The 13,488-nt window shown below is 68.0% G+C and carries 11 protein-coding genes; 8 read left to right on the forward strand and 3 right to left on the reverse strand.

Annotated elements, in window-relative coordinates; all coding sequences use genetic code 11:
• Positions 1-223: 223 nt before the first annotated feature.
• The 4 genes from aceE to PV762_RS00150 are packed head-to-tail and all read left to right on the forward strand — an operon-like array spanning position 224 to position 7,452.
• A complete protein-coding gene (aceE, locus tag PV762_RS00135; protein WP_421033004.1) occupies positions 224-2,953 on the forward strand; it encodes a pyruvate dehydrogenase (acetyl-transferring), homodimeric type in 2,730 nt (909 codons plus the stop codon).
• A 24-nt stretch (positions 2,954-2,977) separates the two neighbouring features.
• On the forward strand, positions 2,978-4,669 hold the full coding sequence (aceF, locus tag PV762_RS00140) for a dihydrolipoyllysine-residue acetyltransferase (protein WP_421033005.1): 1,692 nt from the start codon (positions 2,978-2,980) through the stop codon (positions 4,667-4,669).
• Positions 4,670-4,684: 15 nt separating this feature from the next.
• Positions 4,685-6,532: a dihydrolipoyl dehydrogenase gene (lpdA, locus tag PV762_RS00145; RefSeq protein ID WP_421033006.1), complete on the forward strand. Its 1,848-nt coding sequence runs from the start codon at positions 4,685-4,687 to the stop codon at positions 6,530-6,532.
• A 35-nt stretch (positions 6,533-6,567) separates the two neighbouring features.
• Entirely contained in the window at positions 6,568-7,452 is an 885-nt protein-coding gene (locus tag PV762_RS00150) for a delta(1)-pyrroline-2-carboxylate reductase family protein (RefSeq protein ID WP_421033007.1), read from the forward strand.
• Positions 7,453-7,467: 15 nt separating this feature from the next.
• On the opposite strand, the gene PV762_RS00155 is transcribed toward PV762_RS00150, so the two are convergent.
• On the reverse strand, positions 7,468-8,334 hold the full coding sequence (locus tag PV762_RS00155; protein ID WP_421033008.1) for an HDOD domain-containing protein: 867 nt from the start codon (positions 8,332-8,334) through the stop codon (positions 7,468-7,470).
• A 223-nt stretch (positions 8,335-8,557) separates the two neighbouring features.
• Between PV762_RS00155 and PV762_RS00160 the strand changes: the two genes are divergently transcribed.
• Positions 8,558-9,178, forward strand: a complete 621-nt coding sequence (locus tag PV762_RS00160; protein ID WP_421033009.1) for a transglutaminase-like cysteine peptidase — start codon at positions 8,558-8,560, stop codon at positions 9,176-9,178.
• Between the two features lie 22 nt (positions 9,179-9,200).
• The gene (locus PV762_RS00165; RefSeq protein WP_421033010.1) at positions 9,201-11,129 is read left to right on the forward strand and encodes a bifunctional diguanylate cyclase/phosphodiesterase; all 1,929 of its coding nucleotides are present in this window, start codon (positions 9,201-9,203) and stop codon (positions 11,127-11,129) included.
• Positions 11,130-11,228: 99 nt separating this feature from the next.
• Here PV762_RS00165 and PV762_RS00170 read toward each other — a convergent pair whose 3' ends face one another.
• Entirely contained in the window at positions 11,229-11,777 is a 549-nt protein-coding gene (locus PV762_RS00170; RefSeq protein WP_421033011.1) for an NUDIX hydrolase, read from the reverse strand.
• A gap of 51 nt (positions 11,778-11,828) precedes the next feature.
• Here PV762_RS00170 and maiA point away from each other — a divergent pair, with 51 nt between their 5' ends.
• Positions 11,829-12,467 (forward strand): maleylacetoacetate isomerase, encoded by a 639-nt coding sequence (gene maiA, locus PV762_RS00175; RefSeq protein ID WP_421033066.1) that lies wholly within the window; start codon positions 11,829-11,831, stop codon positions 12,465-12,467.
• 46 nt (positions 12,468-12,513) lie between these two features.
• Entirely contained in the window at positions 12,514-13,257 is a 744-nt protein-coding gene (pgeF, locus tag PV762_RS00180) for a peptidoglycan editing factor PgeF (RefSeq protein ID WP_421033012.1), read from the forward strand.
• On the opposite strand, the gene PV762_RS00185 is transcribed toward pgeF, so the two are convergent.
• Positions 13,177-13,446: a hypothetical protein gene (locus PV762_RS00185; protein WP_421033013.1), complete on the reverse strand. Its 270-nt coding sequence runs from the start codon at positions 13,444-13,446 to the stop codon at positions 13,177-13,179. The two genes, pgeF and PV762_RS00185, sit on opposite strands and share 81 nt — an antisense overlap.
• Positions 13,447-13,488: the final 42 nt, after the last annotated feature.

Here is a 13,488-nt window from a genome sequence, read left to right on the forward strand (position 1 = left end):
CCTCCAGAGCCTATTGCTTTTCATTATGTGGAAACGCATCGCGCTATTTGGAAAATGAAAGGCTTGTGCGACACTCCGCCGCCATAGCCCTTCCGGAGGGGCAGTCGCGTGCGCACGCATGACGGTTTTCACGAGTTCGGGCACAGTGGCCCGTTCCGCAGAGAGCCCCGCGCGCGGCGATTGCCCCGCAGGAAGGCCGTGATTGAACACAGGAGACAAAGACATGTCCGCGCAGCCCCAGTCGTTCCTCGGCGCAGCAGCCAATGACACCGACGCCCTCGAAACCAAGGAATGGCTGGACGCGTTGTCCGCCGTCATCGGTGAAGAAGGCGGCGATCGCGCCCACTTCCTGCTCGAGACCCTGATCGACCACGCGCGTCAGGCCGGCATCGACGTGCCCTTCTCGGCCACCACGGCCTACGTCAACACCATCCCGGCCGACAAGGAAGAGCGCTTCCCCGGCAACATCGAGATGGAAGAGCGCCTGCGCGCCTTCATGCGCTGGAACGCGATGGCGATGGTGGTGCGCGCCAACCGCCTGCATCCGGAAGACGGCGGCGACCTGGGCGGCCACATCTCCAGCTTCGCCTCGCTGGCGACCATGCTGGGTTGCGGCTTCAACCACTTCTGGCACGGCGACGACACGGGCGAGGGCGGCGCGCACGGCGGCGACCTGCTCTACATCCAGGGCCACAGCGCGCCCGGCATCTACGCCCGCGCCTTCCTGGAAGGCCGCATCACCGAGGATCAGCTGAACAACTTCCGCCAGGAGGTCGAAGGCAAGGGTCTGTCGAGCTACCCGCATCCGAAGCTGATGCCCGAGTTCTGGCAGTTCCCGACGGTGTCCATGGGCCTGGGCCCGCTGATGGCCATCTACCAGGCGCGTTTCCTGAAGTACCTGCACGCCCGCGGCATCGCCGACACCGCCAAGCGCAAGGTCTGGGTCTTCCTGGGCGACGGCGAGATGGACGAGCCGGAAAGCCTGGGCGCGATCGGCCTGGCCGCGCGCGAGAAGCTGGACAACCTGATCTTCGTCGTCAACTGCAACCTGCAGCGCCTGGACGGACCGGTGCGCGGCAACGGCAAGATCATCCAGGAACTCGAAGGCGAGTTCCGCGGGTCCGGCTGGAACGTCATCAAGCTGATCTGGGGCTCCTACTGGGATCCGCTGCTGGCCCGCGACAAGCAGGAGCTGCTGCGCAAGGTCATGATGGAGACGCTGGACGGCGACTACCAGGCCTACAAGGCCAACGACGGCGCGTTCGTGCGCAAGCATTTCTTCGGCAAGCATCCCGAGCTGCTGAAGATGGTGGAGAACATGTCCGACGAGGACATCTGGCGCCTGAACCGCGGCGGCCACGACCCGCAGAAGGTGTACGCGGCGTATCACAAGGCGGTGAACACCGTCGGCCAGCCGACCGTCATGCTGATCAAGACGGTCAAGGGTTACGGCATGGGCAAGATCGGTGAAGGCAAGAACACCGCGCACCAGACCAAGAAGCTGCAGGACGAGGACATCAAGGCCTTCCGCGACCGCTTCAACATCCCCATCCCGGACAGCGAGCTGTCCAAGATCCCGTTCTACAAGCCGGCCGACGACACGCCCGAGATGCAGTACCTGCACGAGCGCCGCAAGACGCTGGGGGGTTACCTGCCCAAGCGCCGTCCGCAGGCCGAGGAAGCGCTGAAGGTGCCCGACCTGGCGACCTTCCAGGCCGTGCTGGACCCGACCGCCGAAGGTCGCGAGATCTCCACGACGCAGGCCTACGTCCGCTTCCTGACGACGCTGCTGCGCGACAAGGAACTGGGTCCGCGCACCGTGCCCATCCTGGTCGACGAGGCGCGCACCTTCGGCATGGAAGGCCTGTTCCGCCAGATCGGCATCTACAACCCCGCGGGTCAGAACTACACGCCGGTCGACAAGGACCAGGTCATGTACTACCGCGAGGACAAGGCCGGCCAGATCCTGCAGGAAGGCATCAACGAAGCGGGCGGCATGGCCAGCTGGATCGCCGCGGCGACGTCGTACTCGACGAACAACCGCGTGATGATCCCGTTCTACGTCTACTACTCGATGTTCGGCTTCCAGCGCATCGGCGACCTGGCCTGGGCCGCGGGCGACATGCAGGCGCGCGGCTTCCTGCTGGGCGGCACCTCGGGACGCACGACGCTGAACGGCGAGGGCCTGCAGCACGAGGACGGCCACAGCCACATCCTGGCCGGCACCATCCCCAACTGCATCAGCTACGACCCGACCTTCGCGCATGAAGTCGCCGTCATCCTGCACTCCGGCCTGAAGCGCATGGTCGAGAACCAGGAGAACGTCTATTTCTACCTGACGCTGCTCAACGAGAACTACCCGATGCCGGGTCTGAAGGCCGGCACCGAGGAGCAGATCCTCAAGGGCATGTACCTGCTGGAAGAGGCCGTGCAGCCGCAAGGCGCGCAGCCGCTGACGGTGAACCTGCTGGGCTCGGGCACCATCCTGCGTGAAAGCCAGGCCGCCAAGAAGCTGCTGGAATCGGACTGGGGCGTCGGCGCCAACGTCTGGTCCTGCCCCAGCTTCAACGAGCTGGCCCGCGACGGCCAGAACGCCGAGCGCTGGAACCTGCTGCACCCGACCGAACTGGCCTGCGTGCCTTACGTGACCCAGCAGCTGAGCAAGGTGCAGGGCCCGGTGATCGCGTCGACCGACTACATGAAGAACTATGCGGAACAGATCCGCGCCTTCATCCCGGCCGGCCGTTCGTACAAGGTGCTGGGCACCGACGGCTTCGGCCGCAGCGACTTCCGTTCCAAGCTGCGCGAGCACTTCGAGATCAACCGCCACTACATCGTCGTCGCCGCGCTGAAGAGCCTGGCCGACGAAGGCAAGATCCCGCAGGCCAAGGTGGCTGAAGCCCTGAAGAAGTACGGCATCAACGTCGACAAGATCAACCCCCTGTACGCCTAAGTAGCGGACCCGGAGACAACACAAATGGCATTGGTGGAAGTCAAGGTTCCCGACATCGGGGACTTCAAGGACGTCGCGATCATCGAGCTGCTGGTCAAGCCCGGCGACACGGTGAAAGTGGAGCAGAGCCTGCTGACGGTCGAGTCCGACAAGGCCTCGATGGAGATCCCGTCCTCCGTGGCGGGCGTCGTCAAGGAAGTGAAGGTCAAGCTCGGCGACACGATCAACCAGGGTGACCTGATCGTCGTGCTCGAAAGCGATGCCGCCGGCGCTCCGGCACCGGCCGCCGCAGCGCCCGCACCGACGGCTGCCGCGCCCGCGCCGCAGGCCGCACCCGCAGCGGCTCCGACCGCCGCGCCGGCTGCTCCGGCCGCAGCGGCAGGTGCCGTCGACATCGTCGTGCCCGACATCGGCGACTTCGACGAAGTCGCGGTGATCGAGGTGCTGGTCAAGGTCGGCGACACGGTCAAGCAGGAGCAAAGCCTGATCACCGTCGAGAGCGACAAGGCCTCGATGGAGATCCCGTCGTCGCACGCCGGCGTGATCAAGGAACTGCTGGTCAAGCTGGGCGACAAGGTCGCCAAGGGCTCGAAGATCGCCGTGATCGAGGCCGCGGGCGGCGCTGCCGCGCCGGCACCGGCCGCTGCCGCGCCGGCTCCGGCGCAAGCAGCCGCAGCGCCCGCTCCGGCCGCTGCGAGCGCACCGGCCGCCGCGCCGGCGGACCGTCAGCTCCCGACCGCCGCGCTGCCGCCGCACGAGCCGACCAAGCCCTCCGGCAAGCTGCCGCACGCGTCGCCGAGCATCCGCAAGATCGCCCGCGAACTGGGCGTGCCGCTCGACGAGGTGAAGGGCTCCGGCGCCAAGGGCCGCATCACCGAATCCGACGTGCAGGGCTTCGTCAAGGCCGTCATGGCCGGCACGACGCAGACCGTCGCGCAGAAGGCCGCGGCGCCCGCCGGCGGCGCTGCCGGCGGTGGCGCCTTCCCCGGCCTGCTGCCCTGGCCCAAGGTCGACTTCGAGAAGTTTGGCCCGGTCGAGCGCAAGGACCTGTCGCGGATCAAGAAGATCAGCGGCGCCAACCTGCATCGCAACTGGGTCACGATCCCGCACGTCACCAACCACGACGACGCGGACATTACCGAGCTGGAAGCCTTCCGCGTCCAGCTGAACAAGGAGAACGAGAAGTCCGGCATCAAGGTGACGATGCTGGCCTTCATGATCAAGGCGACGGTGGCCGCGCTGAAGAAGTTCCCCGAGTTCAACGCGTCCCTCGACGGCGACACGCTGGTCCTGAAGAACTACTTCCACATCGGCTTTGCCGCGGACACGCCGAACGGCCTGGTCGTGCCGGTGATCCGCGACTGCGACAAGAAGGGCATCTTCCAGATCAGCCAGGAGATGTCGGAGCTGGCCAAGAAGGCCCGCGACGGCAAGCTCGGCCCGGCCGACATGACCGGCGGCTGCTTCTCGATCTCGTCGCTGGGCGGCATCGGCGGCACCTACTTCACACCGATCATCAACGCGCCGGAAGTCGCGATCATGGGCGTGTGCAAGTCCTCGACGCAGCCCGTCTGGGACGGCAAGCAGTTCCAGCCGCGCCTGATCCTGCCGCTGTCGCTGAGCTGGGACCACCGCGTCATCGACGGCGCGTCCGCGGCCCGCTTCAACGTCTACTTCGCGTCCCTGCTGGCGGACTTCCGCCGCATCGTCCTTTGATCGGAAACACCGGACATGGCACAAGTTGAAGTCAAGGTTCCCGACATCGGGGACTTCAAGGACGTCGCGATCATCGAAGTCCTGGTCAAGGTCGGCGACACGATCAAGGCCGAGCAGAGCCTGGTGACCGTCGAGTCCGACAAGGCCTCGATGGAGATCCCGTCCTCCGCCGCCGGCGTGGTCAAGGAACTCAAGGTCAAGCTCGGCGACAAGCTCAACCAGGGCGACCTGCTCGTCGTGCTGGACAGCGACGCGGCCGCCGCACCGGCGCCTGCCGCCGCCGCGCCGGCTCCGGCTCCGGCTCCGGCCGCCGCGGCACCTGCACCCGCTCCGGCTGCTCCGGCGCCCGCGCCCGCTGCGGCTCCCGCCGCTGCCGCGCCGCAGGACTCGGCCTACACCCCCCCGGTCGACGGCGAGTACGACGTGATCGTGCTCGGCAGCGGCCCCGGCGGCTACTCGGCCGCGTTCCGCGCGGCGGACCTGGGCCTGAAGGTCGCGATCGTCGAACGCTACGCCACGCTGGGCGGCGTCTGCCTGAACGTCGGCTGCATCCCGTCCAAGGCGCTGCTGCACGTCGCGGCGGTGATGGACGAGGTCAAGCACTTCGCCGACCTGGGCGTCGAATTCGCCGAACCCAAGGTCGAGCTGCCCAAGCTGGCCGCGCACAAGTCCAAGGTCGTCGGCAAGCTCACGGGCGGCCTCACGATGATGGCCAAGATGCGCAAGGTCACCGTCGTGCGCGGCTACGGCACGCTGCTGGACGCCAACCAGCTGTCGGTCGAGGAGACCAGCGGCGAGGCCCAGGAGCGCACCGGCAAGACCCAGACGCTGAAGTTCCGCAGGATCATCATCGCCGCGGGCTCGCAGGCGGTGCGGCTGCCCTTCATGCCGAACGATCCGCGCGTGATCGACTCGACCGGCGCGCTGGAACTGACGACGCAGCCCAAGCGCATGCTGATCGTCGGCGGCGGCATCATCGGCCTGGAGATGGGCACGGTCTACTCGACGCTGGGCGCGCGCCTGGACGTCGTGGAAATGCTGCCCACGCTGATGACCGGCGCGGACCGCGACCTGGTCAAGGTCTGGCAGAAGATGAACGCGCCGCGCTTCGACCACATCATGTTGAACACGAAGACGGTCGCCGCCGAAGCGACGCCCGAAGGCATCAAGGTGACCTTCGAAGGCGAGGGCGCCCCGAAGGAGCCGCAGGTCTACGACCTGGTGCTGCAGGCGGTGGGCCGTTCGCCCAACGGCAAGAAGATCGGCGCGGACAAGGCCGGCGTGATCGTCGGTGATCGCGGCTTCATCCCGGTCGACGTGCAGATGCGCACCAACGTGTCCAACATCTTCGCCATCGGCGACATCGTCGGCCAGCCCATGCTGGCGCACAAGGCGGTGCATGAGGGCCACGTCGCGGCGGAAGTCATCGCCGGCGAACTGCTCGGCGACGAATCGCTGGCCAGATCGCGCTTCGATGCGCGTGTGATTCCGAGCGTCGCCTACACCGATCCGGAAGTGGCCTGGGTCGGCGTCACCGAGGACGACGCCAAGGCCCGCGGACTGAAGATCAAGAAGGGGCTGTTCCCGTGGACGGCGTCCGGGCGGGCGATCGCCAACGGCCGCGACGAGGGCTTCACCAAGCTGATTTTCGACGAGGAAACGCACCGCATCATCGGCGGCGGCATCGTCGGCACGCATGCCGGCGACATGATCGGCGAGATCGCCCTGGCCATCGAGATGGGCGCGGACGCCGTCGACATCGGCAAGACGATCCACCCGCATCCGACGCTGGGCGAATCGATCGGGATGGCCGCGGAAGTCGCGCACGGCTCGTGCACCGACCTGCCGCCGCCGCGCAAGTAAGCGCGGCCCGCGCCATCCAAGGGACTCGCGACCGGATGCTGGTTCTCGACGCTGCCGCCACCTCGCGCGCGTTGCCGTGGTCTCCTCTCATGGAGGAGATCGCGCTGGTCTGCCGCGAGCACCGCGACGGCCGGCTCACCTGTCCGCCGCGGCAGGTGCTGCCGCTGCGCCAGGACGGCGTGCTGCTGGTGATGCCCTGCCTGAGCGACACGCTGTCGATCACCAAGCTTGTCAGCGTGCATCCGCTCAACGCGGCGCTCGGCCTGCCGACGATCGCGGGGGAGGTCGTTGTGCTGGACAGCCGCACCGGTCAGCGTCTGGCGGTGCTGGACGGCCCTGCGCTGACTGCACGCCGCACAGCGGCCGTCAGCATGCTGGCGCTGCAGCACCTGGTCCGCAAGGCGCCGCGCCGCGCGCTGGTGGTGGGTGGCGGCGTGCAGGCAAGGGCGCACGTGGAAGCACTCCAGGCGCTGCACCCGCAGGCGACCATCCACGTGCAGGGACATCAGACCGTGCCAGGTTTTGTCGAGGAGCTCGGCGTCGAGCCGTTGCCGGCGGAATCCCAGACGCGTCACGACTGGGATGTCATCGTGTGCGCGACGACCAGTCGCGTGCCCGTGCTGCGTCCTGGTGTCGGCGAAGGCGCGGTGGTGATCGGTGTCGGCGCGTTCCGCGACGACATGGTGGAACTTCCGCAGGAGCTGGTCCGCGGCGCGCAGATCTGGGTGGACGACCCGGTCGGTGCGCAGGCCGAGGCGGGTGACCTGATGGCGGCGGGTCGTTTCGAGCCGCAGGATGCGATCGACGATCTCGTGCTGGGTCAGCGCCCTGTCGACGATGGTCGCACGCGGCTCTTCAAGAGTGTCGGTTGTGCGCGTTGGGATCTGGCTGCTGCCCGTGTGGCTGTCCGCGCCGCCTGACCCCGCAAGCCGATCTCAGGCCTCGTCCAGCAGCGGCCGCAACGCGTCGTCCCACTGTTCGAGCTCGTCTTCGGACAGGTGCAGCCAGGCCAGCGCGGCTTCGCGATTGGCGGCCCAATCCACGTCCTCATCCAATCCCTCGTGCTGGCGCATCAGGTGCTCGGCGATCAAGCCGGCGGCGATCAGCGAGCGGATTTCCGGCTCGATGCTCTCGTCCTTCAGCGCTTCGAAGTCGTGATGCAGCCGGATGGCTGTCATCAGTTCCGGGGCCAGGTGCCAGACCTTGATCACCAGCGCGCCGACGACGGCGTGGTCGGTGCGGTGGTTGGCGTTCTCCGTTGCGATGAACGGGCGGTCGATGCGGGCGCCGGCTTCCACCATGGTGGCGCCATAGCCGCGCACGCTCTGCAGCAGCACGGGCATGCCGACGTGGCAGAACAGCCCATAGCTTTGCGCCAGGTCGACGCGCATGCCGGGCAACTGGCCGGCGATGAAGCCCATCGCGACCGCGCGTTTGGTCGAACGTTGCCAGAAGCGCAGCAGGTGCGGGCTGTTGACCGGGATTGCGTGACGGACCAGGAAGGCCTGCATCAGCGCGACACTCTCGTCCAGGCCCAGGCGGTACATGGCCTGGCCGACGGTCGTACAGGGCACATGGCCTGCCACAAGATGCAACGGACTGTTGGCCACGCGCAGCAGCGTCGCGGACATCGCCACGTCGGCGGCGGCGACGCGGCCGACCTCGTTGAGATCGGGTTGAGGCAACGCCATCGCCGCGCGCAGGCGCTGCAGCAGCTCGGGGCAGGGCGGAATCTGGATCTGGCGCAACGGGCCGTGGGCGCGGGCCTGATCGAGTTCCTGACGGATGGCTTGGGTCTTCATGTGAGCGACGGATTATCCCGGCGCTCTCCGACCTGGGTCTTGAAGGGGGTGCGGCAAATTGCCGCTTGTCCGCAGGCGTGTGTCGAGGCGCGCCTGGTCTATCGCTCTTCGCCCGAGGCGGGGCGCCGGGGCAGCTACATTGCAGCGCATGTCACGTTTCGTCACTCGCACAGCGTCGCGCGCTGGCCGGACAATCCGGCCGGCGCAACGGGCATTGGCGGTGATGGCGTGCGTGGCGGGCCTGTGGTCCGCGCTGGCCTGGGGTTGGGACCGCGACAAGCTGACCGAGTCCGCGGCGAAGTTGTCGCCGAAGACGCAGGCGTCGGTACGGTCCATGATCCAGATGGCCGACCGCGCCGCGGCGATGCCCGAGGAGCGCGACCGGCTCGCGACGGTCAACAGTTTCTTCAACCAGCGGGTGGCGTTCAAGGACGACATCGACGTGTGGGGCCAGATCGACTACTGGGCCACGCCGCTGGAGCTGCTGGACAAGGGGGCGGGCGACTGCGAGGACTACGCCATCGCGAAGTACATGAGTCTGCTGAGCGCCGGCGTGCCGCAGGCCAAGTTGCGGATGGTGTACGTGAGGGCGCAGTTCCAGGGCCGGCCCCAGGCGCACATGGTCCTGGCCTACTATGCGCAGCCGGAGGCGGAGCCCTTGATTCTGGACAATATCAACCCGGAGATCCGCCCCGCGTCGCTGAGGCCCGACCTGACCCCCGTGTTCAGCTTCAACGGCGAGGGCTTGTGGAGCGGCGTCGGAGGGACGACGGCGGGCAATCCGCTGGTGCGGCTGTCGCTGTGGCGCGACCTGCTGGCGAAGGCGAAGGCGGAGGGCTTCTGATGGGCGACGGAGAATTCACGACATGTCCCTGATAAGACAAATCTGGTGGCTGGTCCTGGGCGCGGTGCTGGCGTCGGCGTTGGGAGGCGTCGCGGTGAGCACCTGGTCGTTGCGGGAGTTGTTGCAGACACAGGCGCAACTGAAGAACGCCGACAACGCCAACGCGCTGGCGCTGGCGCTGTCGCAGCAGAAGGGCGATGCGGAGCTGATGTCGCTGCTGATCTCGGCGCAATTCGACGCGGGCGCCTATGAGAGCGTGCGCTGGCGCGACGGCAGCGGCAAGCCGGTGTTCGAACGGCATCTGGAGACGCCGCAGACCTCGCACGCGCCGCGCTGGTTCGTGGCGCTGCTCCGGCTGGACGTGGCGCCGGGTGTGGCCAAAGTGTCGGACGGCTGGAAGGCCGCTGGCGAGATCGAGCTGCGCGGCCAGACCGGCTACGTGCACGAGGCGCTGTGGCGCGCGACGGTCAGCACGGCCCTGTGGCTGCTGGCCGTGGGCCTGGCGACGGGCGTGGCCGCAGCGGCGGTGCTGGCGCGGTTGCGCCGGCCGTTGGACACGGCGGTGCGGCAGGCCGAGGGCGTTTCGCAAGGTCGCTTCGAGACCGTGCTGGAGCCGCGCGTGCCGGAGATGCGCAAGCTGACGAGCGCGATGAACACGATGGTGCTGCGCACGCGGCAGATGTTCGAGGCCCAGGCCGAGCAGCTGCGCACGCTGCATCACCAGCTGCTGTGCGACGAGCTCACGGGACTGTCGCACCGGCGGCAGTTCGTGGCGGAACTGAATTCGGCGCTGGAGCGCGACGACGGTCCGTTGCGCGCGGGGCTGGTGCTGCTTCGTCTGCGGGATCTGCAGGGCCTGAACCAGCGCCTCGGGCACGGCGCGACGGACCAGGCCCTGATGGCGATCGCGCAGGCGCTTCGCGTGTATCCGGAGCAGGTGCGGGGCTGCCTCGCGGGGCGGCTCAACGGCTCGGACTTCGCGTTGTGGCTGCCGGCGCCGAACGTGGTCGGTGACACGGCGCAGGCGCTGGCCGACGCCTTGCGGGCCGGCTTGCAGAACCTGGGGCCGGGCGTCGGCGTCGCGCTGGGCGCGGTCGAGCTGATGCGCGACCAGCCGATGAGCGCGTGGTTCGCTGCGGCCGACGCAGCGCTGGCCAAGGCCGAGCAGGGCGAAGGCGTCGTTCTGGAGCTGCGCGAGGCGCCGCCGTCGGACGAGGTGGCGCAGGGCGAGCGCGCGTGGCGCGCGCTGATCTCCGATGCGTTGGCGCATCAACGCAGCCGGCTGCTGGAGTTCCCGCTGATCGGGCGCGAGCGTCAGGTCTTGCACCTGGAGTGCCCGCTGCAGCTGAAGCTGAACCCCGTCGGCGAATTCGAGCCGGCCGCGCGCTGGCTGCCATTGGCGTTGCGCCATCGACTGAGTGCCGAGGCTGACTTGCAAGCCCTGGCGCTGGCGCTGCAGGCGACGCAACGGGACTCGCGGATGCGTTGCGTCAACGTGGCGCCGGCGTCGCTCAACGACGGCAGCTTCGTCGCCCGCGCCCGCGAACTGGTGCAGGCGGCGCCGGCCGCCGCGCGGCGGCAGATCGGTTTGGAAGTGGCGGAGCCGGCGGCAGCGCAGCACTTCGAGGCGCTGCAGGAACTCGGTCGTCAACTGCGTCCCTTCGGCGTGCAGCTCGGCCTCGAACACGCGGGCGCCGGACTCGCTCAAATCGATCGTCTTTTCCAGGCCGGACTGGACTACGTGAAGCTCGACAGCTCGGTGGTCAGCGGCGTGTCGGCGGATGTGGGTCGCGCGGCCTTCGTGCGCAGCCTGGTGGTCATGCTGCGCAGCCTCTCTCTGAAGGTCTATGCGGAAGGCGTCACCGATGCGCTCGACGCACAGGCGCTGTGGGACTGCGAACTCGACGGCATCACCGGCCCGTGGGCCTCGGCACAGGAAATCAAGCCCTGACTCATCGACATTCGCGACGGTCGCGTGCTGACCGAGTCGCAGATGGATGAGCTCTTCGACGAGTGGATTGAAGACGCTCGTCAGCGCACCCTGCGGTAACTAGTCGATATCCGCCGTATGCAGCGGATACCCGTTGCCGCTGCGGCGGTCGTCGAAGAAGCGCTGCAGCGCTTCGCGGATCGTGTGGAAGGCGATTTCGTCCCACGGCACTTCGTGTTCGAGGAACAGCCTGGCTTCGAGGGTTTCCGGACCCGGGTCGAATTCCGGGCTCAGCAGCTTCGCGCGGTAGAAGGTGTGGACCTGCCCCACGCGGACCACGTTCATCACGCAGTACAGGTTCTGCAGCTCGATCTGCGCGCCGGCCTCCTCGACCGTCTCGCGCGCCGCGCCTTCGGCCAGCGTCTCACCCAGCTCCATGAAGCCCGCCGGCAGCGTCCACTTGCCGAGCCGCGGTTCGATCGCGCGCTTGCACAGCAGCACCTGATCGCCCCACACCGGCAAGGTGCCGACGACATTCAGCGGATTCTCGTAATGGATCGCGCCACACGCCGTGCAGGTCGCGCGCTCCCGGTTGTCATCGGCCGGGATGCGGTAGTCGATCTGGCCGCCGCAGGTAGGGCAATGCTGGAAGCGCCGCGCTTGGAACATGGCCGCAGTGTACCGGCCTCCATCGCGGACCCCGTGGCATCATCGTCGGCCATGGAGCTCTACAACTACTTCCGTTCGTCCGCCTCCTACCGCGTCCGCATCGCGATGGCGCTCAAGGGCCTGGACTTCGATTACAAGCCGGTCCACCTCGCGAAGAACGAGCAGTTCAACGAATCCTACGCCGCCGTCTCCGCGTCGCGTCTGGTCCCGTTGCTCAAGGACGGCGACGCGCTCGTCACGCAGTCGATGGCGATCATCGAGTACCTCGACGAGACGCATCCCGAGCCGCCCCTGCTGCCCGGCGACGCGTTGAGCCGCGCCTACATCCGCGCGCTGTCGCAGGACATCGCCTGCGAGATCCATCCGCTGAACAACCTGCGCGTGCTGCGCTACCTGGTGAAGGACCTGGGCGTCGGCGACGACAACAAGACCCGCTGGATCCACCACTGGGTCGAGAGCGGGCTGGCGGTCGTCGAGCAGCGCTTGAAGGCAGAAGGACGTTCGGGCCGCTTCTGCGTCGGCGACACGCCGACGATGGCCGATTGCGTGCTCGTGCCGCAGATCTTCAACGCACAGCGCTTCGACAGCCGGCTCGATCACGTGCCGACGGTCACGAGGATCTTCGAGCAGTGCATGGCGCTCGACGCCTTCAGCAAGACGCAGCCGAGCGCCTGTCCCGATGCGGAATGAGGACTGGCTGAGGCCGGCATGGGCTGCGTCGCATGTTGACGCCTTCATGACCACGCGTGCCGGCGGCGTCAGCGGCGGCCCGCAGGCGCCGGACGATCAACGCGGATTGGCGAGCCTCAACCTCGGGCGCTCCGTCGGTGACGACCCCGCCCATGTGGTCGAGAACCGCCGGCGCGTCGCCGCCGCGATCGGCGGTCATCCCGTCTTCCTGAAGCAGGTGCATGGGACGACCGTATTGCGCCTGCGCGCCGAGCACGCGCTGCCCGATGCCGATCCCGAGCCGGCGGACGCGGCGATCAGCACCGATCCAGCGCTCGCCTGCGCGGTCATGGTCGCGGACTGCCTGCCGGTGCTGTTCGCCGGACCGGGCGTGGTCGGCGCAGCGCACGCGGGCTGGCGGGGACTCGCGGGCGGCGTGCTCGAGAACACCGTCGCCGCGATGTGCGACGCGGCGCGCTGCGAGCCTCACGACATCAGCGCGTGGATGGGCGCCTGCATCGGACCGGATCAGTTCGAAGTCGGCGCCGACGTGCTTGCAGCCTTCGGTGCCGAGCCGCTGCATCAGGATCAACCGATGTTCCGTTTCCAACGGAACGAACCAGGCGAGGCGCGCTGGCGCGCCGATCTCTACGGCCTCGCCCGGCGCCGGCTGGCAGCGCTCGGCATCGCGGCCGTCAGCGGCGGCGGCTGGTGCACGCTCAGCGAGCCGTCACGGTTCTTTTCGTTCCGACACGAGCGCGTCGACGGACGGCGCAGCGGGCGCATGGCCGCCGTCATCCGGTTGCGCTGACGCCTCCGCCCGCCGGCGCGCGGCGCGCCGCCCGGGCGTGCCCATCAGGTACATGACGATCGATAGCGGTACCACGCCGTAGAGCACGAAGGTGATGAGCGCGCCCAGCACCGTGCCCTGCGTGCTGAAGGCCTCGACGATCGCCATCATCAGCACCACATACATCCACGCGATGGCCACCAGATACATCAACGATTTCCTCGGGTCTTCGCGACAGCAGCGTCACGCGGG

Origin of the sequence: Mitsuaria sp. CC2, assembly GCF_048957715.1 — a bacterium.
In the GTDB taxonomy this organism is placed as follows: domain Bacteria; phylum Pseudomonadota; class Gammaproteobacteria; order Burkholderiales; family Burkholderiaceae_C; genus Roseateles.